The following is a 17,106-nucleotide window of genomic DNA, read 5'->3' on the forward strand; positions in this document are numbered from 1 at the left end:
AATCCCACCAGCCTCCCAGAGGGCGAGGCGCTCAGGAAAAAAGGAACAGAGGAGCTAACACGCTCCTCATTTAGACGGATTATGGGTTGCGAGGGAATTTATCGAAGTCTGGGCGACGCTTCTCGTTAAAGGCATTACGACCTTCTTGGCCTTCATCTGTCATGTAGAACATCATCGTTGCGTTACCCGCTAACTCTTGCAGACCCGCTTGACCATCACAATCTGCGTTTAATGCAGCTTTCAGGCAGCGCAATGCCATTGGGCTGTGTTGTAGTACTTCACGACACCAACGAACGGTTTCTTTCTCTAGATCCGCTAGTGGTACAACTGTGTTTACTAGGCCCATGTCTACCGCTTCTTGAGCATTGTAGAAACGACATAGGAACCAAATTTCGCGAGCTTTCTTTTGGCCTACGATGCGAGCCATGTAAGATGCCCCCCAACCACCATCAAATGAACCCACTTTAGGGCCTGTTTGACCAAATTGAGCGTTGTCAGCTGCAATCGTTAGGTCACACATCATGTGCAGAACATGACCACCGCCCACAGCCCAACCAGCTACAGATGCGATCACTGGTTTTGGACAAGTACGAATATCACGTTGGAAGTCCAATACGTTTAGGTGGTGCGTACCTTGGTCGTCTTTATAGCCGCCGTAGTCGCCACGGATCTTCTGGTCGCCGCCAGAACAGAATGCGTCTTCACCTAGACCTGTCAGAATGATCACGCCAACACCAGAGTCGTAACGCGCATCTGCCAACGCATCAATCATCTCTTTTACCGTTTGAGGACGAAACGCGTTACGCACTTGAGGACGCGCAATGGTGATTTTCGCGATACCATCTTCAGACTTATGGTAATGAATGTCCTCGTATTTCTCGCCGCAATCTTTCCATTGAACCGGAGCGTAAAGTTCTTCTTCAGAAATGCCTACTGTTTTAGCCATGGTGATTCCCATTGTTCTCGTTACTCTCACCAAAGTGAGACTGAATTATTTGCTTGGTATGTATCGCAAACTGTTTGGGCTGCTCTTGATGGACGTTATGACCAGCGCCTTCAACTTGTCGATACGCCAACCCGCTACGTTGTGCCAGTTGGCTAAATTTTTGGTCTTTCTCACCGCACAAGTAATACACTGGTATGTTCTGCTTTTGCAGTGAGGGCAACAAATATGCCTGTTTGGCTAACGATGTCGCCATCAACATATTCGCCACCGCTGAGCCAAGATTATCACTTCGCTTCGCAATGAATGTTTGTCTTTGCTCATGGTTTAGTGAAGAAAACACCGCTTGTTGGTACCAATCGTTCAAAACACGTTCAAGTGGTTCAGTTTTGAAACGCATTGCCCAGCGAGCATCATTCTCTAATCTCACCTGTTTCTCTGACTCAGTTTGAAGCCCGAAGTTTCCCCCTTCAACAATCGCGCCCGCAATATTGAGATCTGGAAAGCATTGATGGGCAATACCATGCATCGTAATGCGGCCGCCCATAGAGTAACCAATCAAAATAAGTGGTTGTTGTGAGGGAAATAATAAAGATAGTGTGGAATTGAGTAATTTGCAGCAATCATTCAGATCGCAGCAAGAAATAGATTGGCTATGCCCATGACCAGGAAGGTCAACCGTAACACGCTCATATTCGGGTAATGCATTTAAACACGCGAGCCAATCGGCACCGCTACCGAGTAAGCCATGCAAAAACACCAAAGTGGGCAACGTTCTACTTTGGTGTTTTTCTAATACAGGGAAACGTTCAAAGTAAAGCATTCAGACTCTTATTAAATGCCTTGAGTGTCTCAGCAGCTTGGTTAGATGGGGTTTGAACCTCGACCAGCAACGTTCCTTGGCGGTGACATAAATTCTCTTTTACAGATGATTGGAATTGCTCCAGTGTAGAAACATGCAAATACGCCAAACCAAACTGCTTTGCCGCGTGTTCAAACTGATAACCATGAGGCATTTGATAATATGTCGTCCTGCGCTCTGGTGGTACTGGCAACATATCAAAAATCGCACCGCCGTCATTATTAGTAACAACAAGTACCGCCGGCAGTTTATTGTGAGAAAATAGCGCCAGAGAATTGAGATCATAAAGTGCTGCTGTGTCACCAATATACACCAATAACGGATTACCTCTTGCCCGTTGCACGCCTGATGCCGTAGCAAACAAACCGTCAATCCCTGACGCGCCTCGATTAGTGAAAACCTCTACACCATCCAATTTTCCGTACATATCAACAAGCCGAACAAACAAGCTATTACCCAAGAAAACATCTACGTTCTTTGTGCGCTCGTTGATGTCTGCTGCCAACGCAATTTCGTCAACGGCAGACGCTGAATCAGATAGGAAGGCTTCTTCGATACGTTGATGAACTCGCTTAACGTCATTCGCTAACCTATCAGCCCACCCAGCAAATATTGACTTCTCAAAGCTAATGCGAGAAACCCACGTTTGAGGAGGCTCAACCCAGTGCATTTGCGCCAGATGATTTTGGTTATTCCGGTCCATACAAGGTGAGACATACCAATACTGAACGTCTTTATCTTGTTGACTCTGCGAAACTTGTTTATCAATCCAATGATTCAAACGTTTTGAGATGATTCGGCTACCAAATTGGATAATAAGTTCACAAGACTCAAGCTCGTTTACGAACTCGGGAAGTTGAAGCCATACATCGTAATGCGCCCAATCCGAACTGAGACCACTTTGCGGGTCTGCAAGTACCGGCCATCCCATTTTTTGTGCAAACGCCTGCGCCGACTGCGCTTGTTCAAGCGGTAAGCTGCCAATCACAACCAACCCTTTTTTGTCTGAGCAAGACGGGATGTTCGCCTGTGACAAATGGCTAAAACGCTGAGTATAAGTGCCGCTTCCTTTTCGCCATCCGGCGACCGAATCTAAGTAGGTTTGATAATCCGCTTTTGCGCCGTTGGAATACAAAGGCTCTGGAAATGCACAATTAATATGAACAGCACTACCCTGCAATTTCTGAGTAAACATCACTTCGTCAACAGAGGTCAGCAACCAGTTAAGCGACGTTGCTAAATTTGGGCTTGGTAAATTCAAACTGGCCGAAACATGATGTGAAAAAATACCCAATTGATTTATCGCTTGGTTTGCACCACAGCCGACAAGTTCTACTGGACGATCTGCTGTCAGCAGCACCAGTTTTTCACCAGTAAGTTTGGCTTCGGCAACCGACGGTAATAGGTTCGCCACTGCCGTACCAGAGGTAACGATAATTGCCACTGGCTCCTGAGTCGCTTTCGCTAAACCAAGAGCCATAAAGCCCAGTCCACGCTCATCAAAATGAGTATGAATGGAAAAGTCGGACTGTTCTGCCGCTTCTAAAGTTAAAGGCGTAGAACGAGATCCGGGAGCGATACAAACATGCTTAACGCCAAATCGCTGAAGCTCAATCAATATGGTTTCTGACCAAACTCGATTGAGCACCGCTTGGTCATGACTCATGATGCGACTCCCAATGGCGGATGATCAGAAATCAGCGTAAGTAACGTCGACATTTTCTTATCAAGTTCTGCCCACTCATGTTCTGCCACAGAACCAGGCACAATCCCTGCGCCCGCAAACAGTTGTACTTGATCACCGAGCACAAGCGCGCTTCTGATTGCGACACAAAACTCTGCTCGTTCATGGCTTATATAACCCATTGACCCCGCGTACCAGCCGCGTGCAAAGGGCTCATTATCAAGAATAAACTGCATGGACTCTTGTCGGGGTAAGCCAGCAACCGCCGCTGTTGGCTGAAGCGCCGATAACAACTGAACACCATTTATCCCCGCTCTTAGACTAGCGTGAATATTTCGCTTAAGGTGCTGCACTTTTCGTAGTCTGACCAAACTCGGTTCAGCTTCCACTTCAACCATTTCAGAATGCGGTGATAGACGGTCAATGATGTCGTCCACCACATACTGGTTTTCGTTGAGGTTCTTTTGGTCTTGGGATAACCAATTCGCCAACTCCATATCTTGAGTGGCATTGTCTCCCCGACCAATCGTACCTGCTAACGCTTCGGTATGTAGCTCATGCCCTACGCGAGAATACAAACGTTCTGGCGTAGACCCCATAAAACTGTGCTTACTGTCTAAGCTCAGCATGAAATGGAAGCTATGATGGTTATTTAAGTAACTTGCTTTAAGTAGCTGTGCAGCACTTAATGTGTTATCAAGCTGCACGGTAGAGCGACGCGCTAAAACCACTTTCTTAAAATCATCATTCTCTATACCAGTCAGAACCTTATGAACTAACTCATTCCATTGAGGCTGACTTGGCGTATGAACAATAGAGCGGATGTGAGACGAAATTGGAGCCAAGGTCGCGACCTCACAAACCAGTTTATTCAACCCAGCTAGAGTTCGCGCTTTGTCTTCTGAAATATTAACTGCGAGAGACCACTGTCGGTCAAAACGAATTAACTCAATTTGAGGCAAAAAGAAAAAAGAAGGCATACAGCGACGATTCTTCTCATGCTGTCCATCAAAAGAGCGCCCGCCCCAGACTCTTTGCCCTTCACCTAGAATGGTATAAGCAGGACCTGGCTCAACAAAAGCGTGCAATTGCCCTAGTGCAACGACCTCTTCACGTGTATCGCGGGACTGCCAATAAAACTTAGGGAAAAGTGGTTGTGCATCAAGCCAATCAATAAATGAGAAATTAGGTTTCTCGCTAAGGGGCTCGACCAGACGTGTTTGATTGCCTTCCGATTGCTGAACTCGCTCGATAATTTTCTTTACGGCTTGATGGAACTGTGACAAATCAACCTCGTTGTATGTGAGGATAAATGGTAACTGACGGCTACTCTAAGTTTAGACCCAAAGCAAATCAAGGTCGTATGCGATCTTTTGCAAAATCCTGTGATAGCAAGCGAGCAAAACTTAACCAGCAGACAGATTATTTACAGATATATATTCTAATAAAAAACAAATTATTGTATTTTAATAAAGAAATTAACGAATTTTTAGGAATTAAACAATGCAAAATATCGGGATGTCGTCAAAACTCGACAATGTCTGCTACGACATTAGGGGTCCTGTACTCAAACATGCTAAGCGCATGGAGGAAGAAGGGCATAAAATCCTAAAGCTAAACATTGGTAACCCTGCCCCATTTGGTTTTGACGCCCCTGATGAGATTTTAGTCGACGTGATTCGTAATCTGCCGACTTCTCAAGGCTATTGTGATTCCAAAGGTATTTACTCTGCTCGTAAAGCTGTGGTCCAACACTATCAGCGTAAAGGTATACGCTCGCTAGATGTCGAAGATGTGTATGTAGGTAACGGCGTGTCTGAGTTGATCGTAATGGCCATGCAAGCGCTATTAAACAATGGCGACGAAATGCTGATCCCAGCACCAGACTATCCGTTATGGACAGCTTCAGTTGCACTATCTGGTGGTAAGCCGGTTCATTACCTATGTGATGAAGAGGCTGACTGGTACCCAGACCTTGAAGACATCAAAAAGAAAATCACACCAAAGACACGTGGCATTGTTCTGATCAACCCGAACAACCCGACAGGTGCGGTATACAGCCGTGACTTCCTACTTGAAGTGATTGAGATAGCACGCCAGCACAAACTGATCATTTTCGCAGATGAGATCTACGACAAAGTGTTGTACGACGGTGCAACACATACCTCAGTCGCCACACTCACTGAAGACGTGCTAGTCATGACATTCAATGGCCTTTCAAAAGCCTACCGTGTTTGTGGTTTCCGTGGTGGCTGGATGTTCCTAACGGGGCCTAAACATCTGGCTCAAGGGTACGTGAATGGCTTGGAGCTGCTTTCATCGATGCGTTTATGTGCAAACGTACCAATGCAACATGCCATTCAAACCGCGTTAGGTGGATACCAGAGTATCAATGAACTGATTTTACCTGGCGGACGCTTATTAGAGCAGCGCAACCGAGCGTATGAACTGATCAATCAGATTCCTGGCGTTTCTTGTGTCAAACCTAAGGGTGCGATGTACCTCTTCCCGAAAATCGACACTAAAATGTACAACATCAAGAACGATCAGCAGATGGTTTTAGATTTCTTAAAACAAGAGAAGGTCTTACTGGTGCAAGGTTCCGGTTTTAACTGGCCAAAACCAGACCACTTCCGCATCGTGACACTACCGCACGTTGAAGATCTAGAAATCGCCATTGGACGTTTTGAAAGATTCCTATCAACCTACAGCCAGTAATGAATCACTGGTAGTAATTAGTGCTGATCTCTCATATGCTTAGAGGAACTCCTAGTGAGTTCCTTTTTTACACCAGAAACGGAGAAAGCCATGAAAGAAAGCCATTTTTTCGCCCACCTGGCTCGAATGAAGCTGATCCAACGCTGGCCTTTAATGCGGTCCGTCTCACCAGAAAACGTTTCAGAGCATAGCTTACAAGTTGCTTTTGTCGCTCATGCCCTTGCCCTAATTAAAAACAAAAAGTTCGGCGGCAACCTTAATCCAGAACGCATCGCTATTCTTGCCATGTACCATGATTCCAGTGAAGTATTAACGGGTGATCTTCCAACTCCAGTGAAGTATTACAACCCTGAAATTGCCAAAGAATATAAGAAGATAGAATCGGCAGCGGAACAAAAATTACTCTCAATGTTACCGGAAGAGTTCCACGATGATTTTGCCCCCTATCTTCTTTCTCACTCTGCACACGAAGAGGACGCAAAAATCGTTAAGCAAGCCGATTCCATCTGTGCCTATTTAAAATGTCTTGAAGAACTAAGCGCCGGCAACCATGAGTTCGCTCTGGCAAAAAAACGCTTAGACGTCACTTTGCAAGAACGCAGAACGCCTGAAATGGATTACTTTCTCAATACCTTTGCCCCAAGTTTCGAATTATCGTTAGATGAAATCAGTTAGCTTACGGAGATAATCGTGTCGTTTGAATTACACCCGCAATGGCAAGAGCGCCATGATGATGAGCATAAAATCCGTCGAGACGACCATCGGAGCCCGTACCAACGAGACCGAGCGCGCATTCTTCACTCGGCTGCATTTCGACGCCTACAAGCAAAAACCCAAGTACACGGCAATAGCTTGGAAGACTTTCACCGCAGTCGGTTAACACACTCCTTAGAAGCGTCGCAACTCGGAACCGGTATCGTCGCCCAGTTAAAGAAAAAACAGCCAGAGTTCCGTGATCTATTACCATCAGACAGCTTAATTGATTCATTATGTTTGGCTCACGACATCGGGCATCCTCCATACGGTCATGGGGGAGAAGTCGCTCTAAACTACGTAATGCGCGAACATGGCGGCTTCGAGGGGAACGCCCAAACCTTTCGTATCGTCACTAAGTTAGAGCCTTATACTGAGCATTTCGGAATGAATTTATCACGCCGCACACTGCTTGGTTTGATTAAGTACCCTGCCCTCATTAGTCAAACACGCTCCGTCAAGTTGCCTCAACCAGCCGAGCATCAACGTAAACTAAAAGCAAAAGATTGGAGCCCAGCTAAAGGCATTTATGATTGTGATAAAGACTTATTTGATTGGGTAATTGCACCGCTTTCTGACAACGACAAGGCATTGCTTAGTCTGATGCGTTCAACGCCAGAATCGGAGTTTGAGCACAGTAAAACGCGTTTTAAATCACTCGATTGCTCAATCATGGAGCTAGCAGATGATATCGCCTACGGTGTTCATGATTTAGAAGATGCAATCGTACTTGGTATGGTGACACGTCAGCAATGGCAAGAAGGCGCAGCAAGTCAATTAGCGGACTGTGGTGACCCGTGGTTTGAAGCTCATATCGATTCCATCGGGCAGATGCTATTTAGCGGGAAGCACCATGAGCGGAAAGATGCCATCGGTGGTATGGTTAACGCGCTACTGACCAGCATTTCAATCAAAGCGGTGGATGAGCCGTTTAATAACCCGTTACTGTCTTGGAATGCGTGTTTAGAACCACAGATGGCACGTGCACTTGACGTACTCAAGCACTTTGTCAGCACCTTCGTTATCCAAGTCCCGCAGGTCCAGATCGTTGAGTATAAGGGTCAGCAAATTATTATGGATATTTTTGAAGCGTTAACAGCAGACCCAGAGCGATTACTACCCGTTCATACAAAAGATCTGTGGTGTCAGGCGAAGAGCGAGAGCAATAAAATGAGGGTCATCGCCGATTATATTTCTGCAATGACCGATGGTCACGCGCAAAAGCTACACCGCCAACTTTTCTCTTCCATCGTTCTTTAGTAACACTCAACCTTTCAAGTAATTCTTTTCAAAAACGCCCGGAGGCATCTGGGCAATTTGGAATTCGATCATATTTTCAAAGGCATGCATAAGCGGTGTAAAGTCGCGCTCGGGTTCAAGCAAGCGAAGCGAATGATAACCAGCCTCGACTGTCGATAAGCTATTCTCAGAGGGCGCCTTACGAATGGTGTAGTGCCCTTGTAGTTGCTTAGGCAACTGCACGGTTGGGAGTGGATGTAAGTTGCTTGAGAGTTGCCACATTTTGTACGCTTTTTTCCACGTACCATCGAGCAAAATCAAACGTATTTTCTTAGATACACTATGACTCGCTTGAGTGATTTCAGAAATGCATCGTGACTCTTCTGATGGGTAAAGAACAAAATGTTGATATGACTCATCCGCTAATAAGTGATTTAAGACATCATCACAAGAAAAGTCCTCTCCTATCAAACAAATACAGTTATCTAAACTCAAATTGAGAATCCGTGCAGTACCAAGCGGACGATGTTCTTCACTCGTGTGCTGAAGAATGATAAGTTCTACCTCGCTTGCCAGCGGTACAATCCATTGGCAAATACACGCTTTTTGCGATTTTCCACAACGAGAACAATAACGAGACATAGAGTGAACCTTTATACCTTGCTGAGTATTATCAGCGTGATCTGTTTGATACTTCAATTTGAACCAATGGCAAACCTAACCGAGTGGCACAGCTACAATATACGCCATGGTGAATGGTGGCGAATCGTAACAGGAAATCTCACACATACCAACTTTGCGCACTTAGGAATGAACCTCGCCGGATTGTGGATCATTACTTTTATTTTTCGCCCAAGCACTCGTAACTTCCTTATCGTTTTTTCAATCTTATGTGCATGTGTTGGTGCGCTGAATTTGTTTACCAACATGTCGGTATACGTGGGTTTATCCGGCGTATTACACGGATTGTTTGGATTTTGGGCGCTCAGAGAAGTCTTTGAAAACAGAAGAAGCAGTGTGTTGTTAGTCGGAGGGCTAATCGCCAAAGTAGCATGGGAGCAGGTCTATGGCCCATCCAGCAGTACTGCTGAGCTTATCGGTGCAAACGTTGCTATTGATGCTCATATGTTTGGCGCACTCGGTGGGTTAGTAATGGCTTTAATGGAAAAAGGCCTTCGCCGTCGTTTATTCGGATAAAAAATCCCGAACCACGAAAGAGGGGCTGGTTCGGGAAAGCAGTAATAGGGAAACAGATATTGTTCTGAATTCAGACTCAATATCTGCAATACATCAAGCTACAGTAAAATGCGGTCTTCGTTTTTCTTAACTGTCGCTTCACCTATGCCTTTTACGCTCTTCAAATCTGCTGCCGTTTTAAAAGGGCCATGTTCCTCGCGGTAGTCCACTATACTCTGCGCTTTCTTCTCACCTATACCTTTCAACATGGTCGCAATTTCTTCAGCAGTGGCCGTGTTGATATTTACAGTAATTTCAATTCCTTCATATTTGTCAGTGGCTGAATCCGCAGCCATGCTAAAAGGTGCAAAAACAAATAAGCACAATGTCAAAATCCATTTCATATTGAACATACAATCTCCAAAATAGTAGGCTAAAAACAGTCGTCGAGAGCGAGTCACTATCAAGTTTGCAATGGAAAGCAATATGGTTATGCATTTAACAAACTGATATGACCCGGAATTCACAACGGCCGCTATCACTTAAACGCGCACTAATTTAAGTAATGCCTATTGATGATTGAAGTTCATAAAGACAAAAATAAAACGGACCGCTTGTGCGGTCCGTTTTATTCAACATACAAATTACACTAATTGTGCTTAGTTGCTCACAACAAAGTACTCAATGTCAGTATTTGCACGCAGTACGGCTAGTACAGATGATAAATCTTGCTGAGAAGATGCACGCTGCATTTGCATCGCAACTTGATCTTCTAACTCACTATCTAGCTCTGCGTTTACAGCATCAAGCTCGATGATAATGATGTTACCTTCAAGATCTTTAGACTGACCATATACTGGTTTACCATCGACTGGTTTTGCCATCGCGAATACCGTTGTTGCCAACGGAGAACGACGATCTACTGTCTCTTGTTCACCAAAGGCAAGATTGTTTTCAGCAAGCACGTTCGTCTTACCTTCTTTCAATGCCGCAACGACTTGTGTTCCAAGCTCCATCGCTTCTTGCTCACCTTTAACACGAGATAGCTCTGCAACAACCTGATCTTTCACTTCTTCTAGTGGAAGAACTGTCTCGTCACGCGCATCTTCAACACGAACAACGATAATATGCTCAGGCGCAACTTCGATAGCTTCAGAGTTTAGGCCATCTTCTTTAACTTCAGGGCTTAGGATAGCTTGCATTACCGCAGGGCTACGAAGCACTTCAGGTGCATCAACCTGAGAAATAAAGTCTGTTGTCTTCACTTCTTGGTTAACCGCTTGAGAAGCATCATACAATGAGTCTGGGTATTCAAACGCTACGCGCTCAAGCTCATTTTGCAACTCGTAGAATTGATCGATAGCTTGTTGGTCAACCATCTCTTGTTTGATTTCAGCAGCGACTTCTTCAAATGGCTTCGCCACAGAATCTTTCAGCTCTTCAAGCTTGATAATGTGATAGCCAAAGTCCGACTTTACTAGACCCGACGTATCGCCAGGATTCTTCAGTGCGAATGCCGCTTCTTCAAAAGCAGGGTCCATCACATCACGCTCGATCCAACCTAAGTCACCACCGTTTTCAGCGCTGCCAAAATCGTCAGATTTATCTTGAGCAAGCGTCGCAAAGTCTGCACCCGCGTTTAGCTCATCTAGGATAGCTTGCGCTTTTGCTTCATCGTCCCCTTCTACAAGAATGTGAGCGACACGGCGTTGCTCTTCTGAAGAGTATTTGTTTAAGTGCTCGTCGTAGTACTTTTTCACCTCAGCATCAGAAACATTAACTTGTTCCTTTAGCGCTTCAGCTGACAGTTCGATGTAAGAGACTTTAACCTGCTCTGGACGTGTAAAGTTGTCTGGGTTTGCTTTGTAGTACTCTTGAATTTCTTCGTCGGTCAATTCAATATTTTTCGCAAACTCCGCTAAGTCGATCTGAATCGTGCGAATATCACGAGTTTGAGTGAACAGCTTGCCTTCTGCTTGTACTTCACCCGGCAGAATAAATTCACTGTTTTGTAGCGCATTCAGCAGTTGCTCACGAACCAATTCACGACGCATGTACTCAGCAAAAGAGTCTGGCGAAAAGCCTGCACGACGCAAAGAAGCTTGATAGATCTCTTGATCAAACTGACCATTAGATTGGAACTGAGGCATGTCTAGAATCATGCTACGCACTTGAGTGTCGCTGATTCGCAGACCCAAAGCTTCAGCTTGTTGGTCAAGCAACACGTCATTGATCATTCGATCTAAAACGGATTTGCGGAAAGATTCAACATATGCAGGGTCAGCCAGCATTTGAGAGAAGTAGTCACCCAACTGAGCTTGCATACGGTTACGCTCATTTTGGTATGCCATCTCGAACTCACCACGAGGAATCTCAGTGTTACCGACTTTCGCTGCAGAGTTGTTGCTACCACCAACGATGTAGCTACCTACTCCTGCAAATACGAAAGACAGGATGATAAGCCCAAGGATAATTTTGACCGCGATGCTATTCACGCCTTCGCGTAGTCGATCCATCATAATTTAACTGCTCTCCACAATTGAAGCCTACTGCTTCTATCTAATAGAAATAATGGCGCAATAATATCAGAAAAAGAAATGCGCATCAGTATGATGCGCATAATTTAAGAAAGTTCGGCTCGAAGTTTGTAAATTTTTGTTCGAAACTTATTGTTTGAGCAAAAGTTAAGCAAATGGCCGGTTACAGAAATAACGCCGTGATTAGTTACAAGCGTCTTTCAGTGCTTTACCAGCTTTGAAAGCTGGTACTTTTGCTTCTGCGATTTGGATTTCTTCACCAGTTTTTGGGTTACGACCAGTACGTGCAGCACGAGTACGAACGCTGAATGTACCAAAGCCAACTAGAGCGACTTGATCACCAGATTGAAGAGTTCCGCTTACTGCTTCGATGAATGCATCTAGAGCACGACCCGCTGACGCTTTAGAAATATCTGCATTTTCTGCGATTTGTTCTACTAACTGAGTTTTATTCACTGTAATTTCCCCTTTGTGTCATCTGTGATTATTTTTGTGATGACTTTCGTTCCATTGTTAAGAAAATATGCTCCACCCCTTATTCATCAAGGGCTGGCAGCTATCGAAACTAACTTAGCGCCCAAAAAAAACGCTGACAAGCCTTTTTGGGCTTATCAGCGTAAACTTTTACTTATTTTTGCTACACATCACTATTTTTGAGACTCAAACTCAACGCCCGTCGGGTCTCGCTCTAGTGCGACTTTCAGTACTTCATCAATCCACTGTACAGGGATAACTTCCAGATCAGCGATAACATTATCAGGAATCTCTTCCAAATCACGCTCGTTATCTTTTGGAATTAGCACTGTCTTAATACCACCACGGTGTGCCGCAAGTAACTTCTCTTTTAAGCCGCCGATAGGTAGAACCTCACCACGCAGTGTGATTTCACCCGTCATCGCTACTTCTGCTTTCACAGGGTTGCCTGTCAGAGAAGAAACCAATGCTGTACACATTGCTGTACCCGCACTTGGACCATCTTTTGGTGTCGCGCCTTCCGGGACGTGTACGTGAATATCTTTCTTCTCGTAGAAGTCAGTATTGATACCTAGCTTTTCTGCACGAGAGCGAACCACTGTCATTGCTGCTTGGATAGACTCTTGCATCACATCACCAAGAGAACCCGTTTGTGTCAGCTTACCTTTACCTGGCATTGATTGAGTTTCAATCGTTAACAGATCGCCACCCACCTCTGTCCAAGCTAGGCCAGTTACTTGACCAATTCGGTTACTTTCATCCGCTTTACCGTAATCGAAACGTTGAACACCTAGGTACTCTTTTAGGTTGTCCATCGTTACCGTTACTGACTTGATGTCCTTATCCAACAAGATGTTCTTCACCGCTTTACGGCAGATCTTAGAAATCTCACGCTCTAAGTTACGGACACCCGCTTCACGCGTGTAGTAACGAATGATGCCAATAATCGCAGAATCTTCAATGACGATCTCATCCGCTTTCAAGCCATTACGCTTCACCTGTTTATCAACAAGGTGACGTTTTGCAATGTTCAGCTTCTCGTCTTCGGTGTAACCAGATAAACGAATAACTTCCATACGGTCTAACAACGGACCCGGGATGTTCATCGAGTTCGATGTCGCAACAAACATAACGTCAGAAAGATCGTAATCCACTTCTAGGTAGTGATCGTTGAACGAGTTATTCTGCTCAGGATCCAGAACCTCTAGTAGAGCCGATGCCGGATCACCACGCATATCTGAAGACATTTTGTCGATTTCATCCAATAAGAACAGCGGGTTCTTCACACCAACCTTCGACATCTTCTGGATCAATTTACCTGGTAATGAGCCGATATAAGTACGACGATGACCACGAATTTCCGCTTCATCACGCACACCACCCAACGCCATACGAACATACTTACGGCCTGTAGCTGAAGCAATTGAACGACCAAGAGATGTTTTACCGACACCAGGAGGACCAACAAGACAAAGGATAGGACCTTTTAGCTTGTTGATACGGTTTTGAACCGCCAGGTATTCAAGGATACGTTCTTTGACGCGTTCTAGACCGTAGTGATCTTCATTAAGAACCTCTTCTGCTTTCGCTAAGTTTTTCTTAACTTTTGAGCGCTTAGCCCAAGGAACGCTGACCATCCAATCGATGTAGCTACGAACCACTGTTGCTTCAGCAGACATTGGAGACATCATCTTAAGCTTTTGCAGCTCTTGCTCTGTCTTTTCACGTGCCTCTTGAGGCATTTTTGATTCGTCAATCTTCTTCTGTAGCGTTTCGAACTCGTCTGGTGCGTCTTCCATCTCACCAAGTTCTTTCTGAATCGCTTTCATTTGCTCATTCAGATAGTACTCACGCTGAGATTTTTCCATTTGCTTTTTAACGCGACCACGAATTCGTTTTTCAACTTGCAGCAAGTCGATCTCTGATTCCATCTGGCCCATCAGGAATTCCAGACGCTCAGTGACGTCAACAATTTCAAGCACTTGCTGCTTATCCACCAACTTCAACGGCATATGAGCCGCAATGGTATCCGCTAAGCGTGCAGCTTCGTCGATACCATTAAGTGACGTTAGCACTTCTGGTGGAATCTTCTTGTTTAGCTTAATGAACCCTTCAAACTGATTAATCGCGCTGCGAACAATCACTTCTTGCTCACGCTCATCCAATTCTGGCGTAACAACAAATTCAGCTTCCGCTAGGAAAAAGTCACTCTCTTTAAAGTGATTGATTTTTGCTCGCTGCTGGCCTTCGACCAATACTTTTACTGTGCCATCCGGAAGCTTCAAGAGCTGGAGAATGGTGGCTACCGTACCTACGTCAAATAGGTCGTCAACCGTAGGCTCGTCAGTATCCGCTTGCTTTTGTGCCACAAGAAGAACTTGTTTGTTGGTTTCCATCGCCGTTTCTAGACAGCTAATCGATTTCTCACGACCAACAAACAATGGAATAACCATGTGTGGGTAGACCACTACGTCACGTAGAGGTAGTACCGGGATCTCGATACGCTCGGAACGTTCCAAGTTCATATAATTCTCTCTTCCGCTTTCACGTTTAACGTATTACTTAAGGCAGTATATGGGGGCTAATTGTTTGGATTCAATAAGAGAAATAAAAAAAGGAGGTAATTACTTACCTCCTTTTTCATTATGGCTGAATTTACTCTGCTCCAGCTGCCTGATTGTCTGCGTTACTGTAAATAAGCAGTGGCTCTGACTCGCCATTAATGACGGACTCATCAATCACGACTTTACTAACGTCTGTTGCAGATGGTAATTCGTACATGGTTTCAAGTAGCACGCCTTCAAGAATCGAGCGTAAGCCACGAGCACCTGTTTTACGCTCCATTGCTTTTTTCGCGATAGCGCGCAGCGCATCTTCACGGAATTCAAGTTCGGCGTTTTCTAGCTCAAACAATGCTGCATATTGCTTGGTCAGTGCGTTCTTCGGTTCACATAGGATCTGAATCAACGCTTCTTCATCAAGCTCAGTCAGTGTTGTTGTTACAGGTAGACGACCAATGAATTCTGGAATGAGGCCGTACTTCACTAAGTCTTCAGGTTCAACTTGAGTAAATAGCTCACCTACCGTCTTCGATTCATTCTTCGAACGAACTTCAGCACCAAAGCCAATACCTGTACCTGTTGCAACACGCTGCTCAATCACCTTGTCTAAGCCAGCAAAAGCACCACCACAAATGAACAGGATCTTAGATGTGTCCACTTGTAGGAATTCTTGCTGAGGATGCTTACGACCACCTTGAGGTGGAACCGATGCAACCGTACCTTCGATAAGTTTTAGTAGCGCCTGCTGAACACCTTCACCAGATACGTCACGCGTAATAGATGGGTTTTCAGCTTTGCGTGAAATCTTATCAATTTCATCAATGTAAACGATGCCGCGTTCCGCTTTAGCTACATCGTAATCACATTTTTGCAGAAGCTTTTGGATGATGTTTTCAACGTCTTCACCTACGTAACCGGCTTCGGTTAGTGTCGTCGCGTCTGCCATTGTAAATGGCACATCCAAGAATCGAGCTAATGTCTCCGCAAGTAGTGTTTTACCGCTACCTGTAGGACCAATTAGAAGGATGTTACTCTTACCAAGCTCCACACCCTCGCTCGTTGTATCACCATTGCGTAAACGCTTGTAGTGGTTATATACCGCAACTGCGAGCACTTTTTTCGCGTAATCTTGCCCGATCACATAGTCATCAAGGTGTTCACGGATCTGTTTTGGCGTTGGTAACGCTTCAGATTCTTTCTTAGGGAGAACATCCTTGATTTCTTCGCGAATAATATCGTTACATAAGTCGACACACTCGTCGCAAATGTACACTGACGGACCTGCGATTAGCTTGCGAACTTCGTGCTGACTTTTGCCGCAGAAAGAACAGTACAGCAATTTACCGCTGCCACTTTCTTTGCTTTTATCTGTCATTCGCTAACCTCTTAGCCTTTACTCTTCATGAATGAGTGTATATCAATTTTTGCCAAAATGCGCTGGCAAATTACTCGCCACGGTGGCTTAACACTGCATCCACGATACCGTATTCCACAGCCTGCTCTGATGACATGAAGTTATCACGATCAGTATCGCGCTCAATGACTTCAAGAGGTTGGCCTGTATGTTCTGCTAACAACTTGTTTAGCTTCTGTTTAATCGTCAGGATTTCCTGAGCATGGATTTGGATATCAGAAGCTTGACCCTGGAAACCACCCAATGGTTGGTGGATCATTACACGAGAGTTAGGCAGTACGTAACGCTTACCTGGCGCACCACCTGCAAGCAGGAAGGCACCCATTGAACATGCTTGACCCATACACACAGTGCTGACATTTGGCTTAATGAACTGCATGGTATCGTAAATAGACATACCAGCTGTTACGCTGCCGCCTGGCGAGTTGATGTATAGGAAAATATCTTTATCTGGATTTTCAGATTCTAGGAAAAGTAGCTGAGCCACGACAAGGTTTGCCATGTGGTCTTCCACTTGACCCGTTAAAAAAATCACGCGCTCTTTAAGCAGACGTGAGTAGATGTCGTAAGAGCGTTCGCCTCGGGAAGTTTGTTCAACCACCATTGGTACTAGCGCGTCCATAATTGGCGACATTGCATTTTTTTCTTGGTAGCTCATATTCTTATGTCCCTAAAATAAATGGCCCGGATGATGACTATCATACGGACCATTGTTAGCAGAATAGTTAACGTTAAGTCAACCTTC

15 protein-coding genes are annotated in these 17,106 nt (G+C 45.0%); 4 read left to right on the forward strand and 11 right to left on the reverse strand.

Annotated elements, in window-relative coordinates; all coding sequences use genetic code 11:
* Positions 1-79: 79 nt before the first annotated feature.
* The 4 genes from menB to L3V37_RS12505 are packed head-to-tail and all read right to left on the reverse strand — an operon-like array spanning position 80 to position 4,775.
* On the reverse strand, positions 80-946 hold the full coding sequence (gene menB / locus L3V37_RS12490) for a 1,4-dihydroxy-2-naphthoyl-CoA synthase (RefSeq protein ID WP_005382318.1): 867 nt from the start codon (positions 944-946) through the stop codon (positions 80-82).
* Positions 939-1,766 carry a 2-succinyl-6-hydroxy-2,4-cyclohexadiene-1-carboxylate synthase gene (gene menH / locus L3V37_RS12495; protein ID WP_237306421.1) on the reverse strand — a complete coding sequence of 276 codons (828 nt, stop codon included), beginning with the start codon at positions 1,764-1,766 and terminating at the stop codon, positions 939-941. The genes menB and menH overlap by 8 nt, the downstream gene beginning before the upstream one ends.
* Entirely contained in the window at positions 1,753-3,471 is a 1,719-nt protein-coding gene (menD, locus tag L3V37_RS12500) for a 2-succinyl-5-enolpyruvyl-6-hydroxy-3-cyclohexene-1-carboxylic-acid synthase (protein ID WP_237306422.1), read from the reverse strand. Before menD ends, menH begins: the two co-directional genes overlap by 14 nt.
* On the reverse strand, positions 3,468-4,775 hold the full coding sequence (locus L3V37_RS12505) for an isochorismate synthase MenF (RefSeq protein WP_237306423.1): 1,308 nt from the start codon (positions 4,773-4,775) through the stop codon (positions 3,468-3,470). Before L3V37_RS12505 ends, menD begins: the two co-directional genes overlap by 4 nt.
* Positions 4,776-4,992: 217 nt before the next feature.
* Here L3V37_RS12505 and L3V37_RS12510 point away from each other — a divergent pair, with 217 nt between their 5' ends.
* From L3V37_RS12510 to L3V37_RS12520, 3 genes are all read left to right on the forward strand, one after another.
* Positions 4,993-6,207, forward strand: a complete 1,215-nt coding sequence (locus L3V37_RS12510; RefSeq protein WP_005384283.1) for a pyridoxal phosphate-dependent aminotransferase — start codon at positions 4,993-4,995, stop codon at positions 6,205-6,207.
* 90 nt (positions 6,208-6,297) lie between these two features.
* A complete protein-coding gene (gene yfbR, locus L3V37_RS12515) occupies positions 6,298-6,882 on the forward strand; it encodes a 5'-deoxynucleotidase (protein WP_017634778.1) in 585 nt (194 codons plus the stop codon).
* A 15-nt stretch (positions 6,883-6,897) separates the two neighbouring features.
* Entirely contained in the window at positions 6,898-8,220 is a 1,323-nt protein-coding gene (locus L3V37_RS12520) for an anti-phage deoxyguanosine triphosphatase (protein ID WP_005384292.1), read from the forward strand.
* A 6-nt stretch (positions 8,221-8,226) separates the two neighbouring features.
* On the opposite strand, the gene L3V37_RS12525 is transcribed toward L3V37_RS12520, so the two are convergent.
* The gene (locus L3V37_RS12525; protein WP_053350466.1) at positions 8,227-8,841 is read right to left on the reverse strand and encodes a tRNA-uridine aminocarboxypropyltransferase; all 615 of its coding nucleotides are present in this window, start codon (positions 8,839-8,841) and stop codon (positions 8,227-8,229) included.
* 3 nt (positions 8,842-8,844) lie between these two features.
* Here L3V37_RS12525 and rrtA point away from each other — a divergent pair, with 3 nt between their 5' ends.
* Complete coding sequence (gene rrtA / locus L3V37_RS12530) at positions 8,845-9,396, forward strand: rhombosortase (RefSeq protein WP_053350465.1); 552 nt, start codon at positions 8,845-8,847, stop codon at positions 9,394-9,396.
* A 98-nt stretch (positions 9,397-9,494) separates the two neighbouring features.
* On the opposite strand, the gene L3V37_RS12535 is transcribed toward rrtA, so the two are convergent.
* From L3V37_RS12535 to clpP, 6 genes are all read right to left on the reverse strand, one after another.
* A complete protein-coding gene (locus L3V37_RS12535; protein WP_031777211.1) occupies positions 9,495-9,779 on the reverse strand; it encodes a helix-hairpin-helix domain-containing protein in 285 nt (94 codons plus the stop codon).
* Between the two features lie 255 nt (positions 9,780-10,034).
* Complete coding sequence (gene ppiD / locus L3V37_RS12540; RefSeq protein WP_137281804.1) at positions 10,035-11,894, reverse strand: peptidylprolyl isomerase; 1,860 nt, start codon at positions 11,892-11,894, stop codon at positions 10,035-10,037.
* Positions 11,895-12,095: 201 nt separating this feature from the next.
* Positions 12,096-12,368 carry an HU family DNA-binding protein gene (locus tag L3V37_RS12545; RefSeq protein WP_005382341.1) on the reverse strand — a complete coding sequence of 91 codons (273 nt, stop codon included), beginning with the start codon at positions 12,366-12,368 and terminating at the stop codon, positions 12,096-12,098.
* A gap of 191 nt (positions 12,369-12,559) precedes the next feature.
* Positions 12,560-14,911, reverse strand: a complete 2,352-nt coding sequence (gene lon / locus L3V37_RS12550) for an endopeptidase La (RefSeq protein ID WP_005382343.1) — start codon at positions 14,909-14,911, stop codon at positions 12,560-12,562.
* Between the two features lie 130 nt (positions 14,912-15,041).
* Positions 15,042-16,322 (reverse strand): ATP-dependent protease ATP-binding subunit ClpX, encoded by a 1,281-nt coding sequence (gene clpX / locus L3V37_RS12555; RefSeq protein ID WP_005382345.1) that lies wholly within the window; start codon positions 16,320-16,322, stop codon positions 15,042-15,044.
* A gap of 70 nt (positions 16,323-16,392) precedes the next feature.
* Complete coding sequence (clpP, locus tag L3V37_RS12560) at positions 16,393-17,019, reverse strand: ATP-dependent Clp endopeptidase proteolytic subunit ClpP (RefSeq protein WP_005382347.1); 627 nt, start codon at positions 17,017-17,019, stop codon at positions 16,393-16,395.
* Between the last annotated feature and the right edge of the window lie 87 nt (positions 17,020-17,106).

It is taken from the genome of Vibrio sp. D54 (genome assembly GCF_021728075.1).
Classification (GTDB): Bacteria; Pseudomonadota; Gammaproteobacteria; order Enterobacterales; family Vibrionaceae; genus Vibrio; species Vibrio alginolyticus.

Bases quoted from the DNA above. Each gene is read 5' to 3' on its own strand.
- menB (WP_005382318.1), bottom strand. From the start codon at position 946: ATGGCTAAAACAGTAGGCATTTCTGAAGAAGAACTTTACGCTCCGGTT.
- menH (WP_237306421.1), bottom strand. From the start codon at position 1,766: ATGCTTTACTTTGAACGTTTCCCTGTATTAGAAAAACACCAAAGTAGA.
- menD (WP_237306422.1), bottom strand. From the start codon at position 3,471: ATGAGTCATGACCAAGCGGTGCTCAATCGAGTTTGGTCAGAAACCATA.
- L3V37_RS12510 (WP_005384283.1), top strand. From the start codon at position 4,993: ATGCAAAATATCGGGATGTCGTCAAAACTCGACAATGTCTGCTACGAC.
- yfbR (WP_017634778.1), top strand. From the start codon at position 6,298: ATGAAAGAAAGCCATTTTTTCGCCCACCTGGCTCGAATGAAGCTGATC.
- L3V37_RS12525 (WP_053350466.1), bottom strand. From the start codon at position 8,841: ATGTCTCGTTATTGTTCTCGTTGTGGAAAATCGCAAAAAGCGTGTATT.
- L3V37_RS12535 (WP_031777211.1), bottom strand. From the start codon at position 9,779: ATGAAATGGATTTTGACATTGTGCTTATTTGTTTTTGCACCTTTTAGC.
- ppiD (WP_137281804.1), bottom strand. From the start codon at position 11,894: ATGATGGATCGACTACGCGAAGGCGTGAATAGCATCGCGGTCAAAATT.
- lon (WP_005382343.1), bottom strand. From the start codon at position 14,911: ATGAACTTGGAACGTTCCGAGCGTATCGAGATCCCGGTACTACCTCTA.
- clpX (WP_005382345.1), bottom strand. From the start codon at position 16,322: ATGACAGATAAAAGCAAAGAAAGTGGCAGCGGTAAATTGCTGTACTGT.
- clpP (WP_005382347.1), bottom strand. From the start codon at position 17,019: ATGAGCTACCAAGAAAAAAATGCAATGTCGCCAATTATGGACGCGCTA.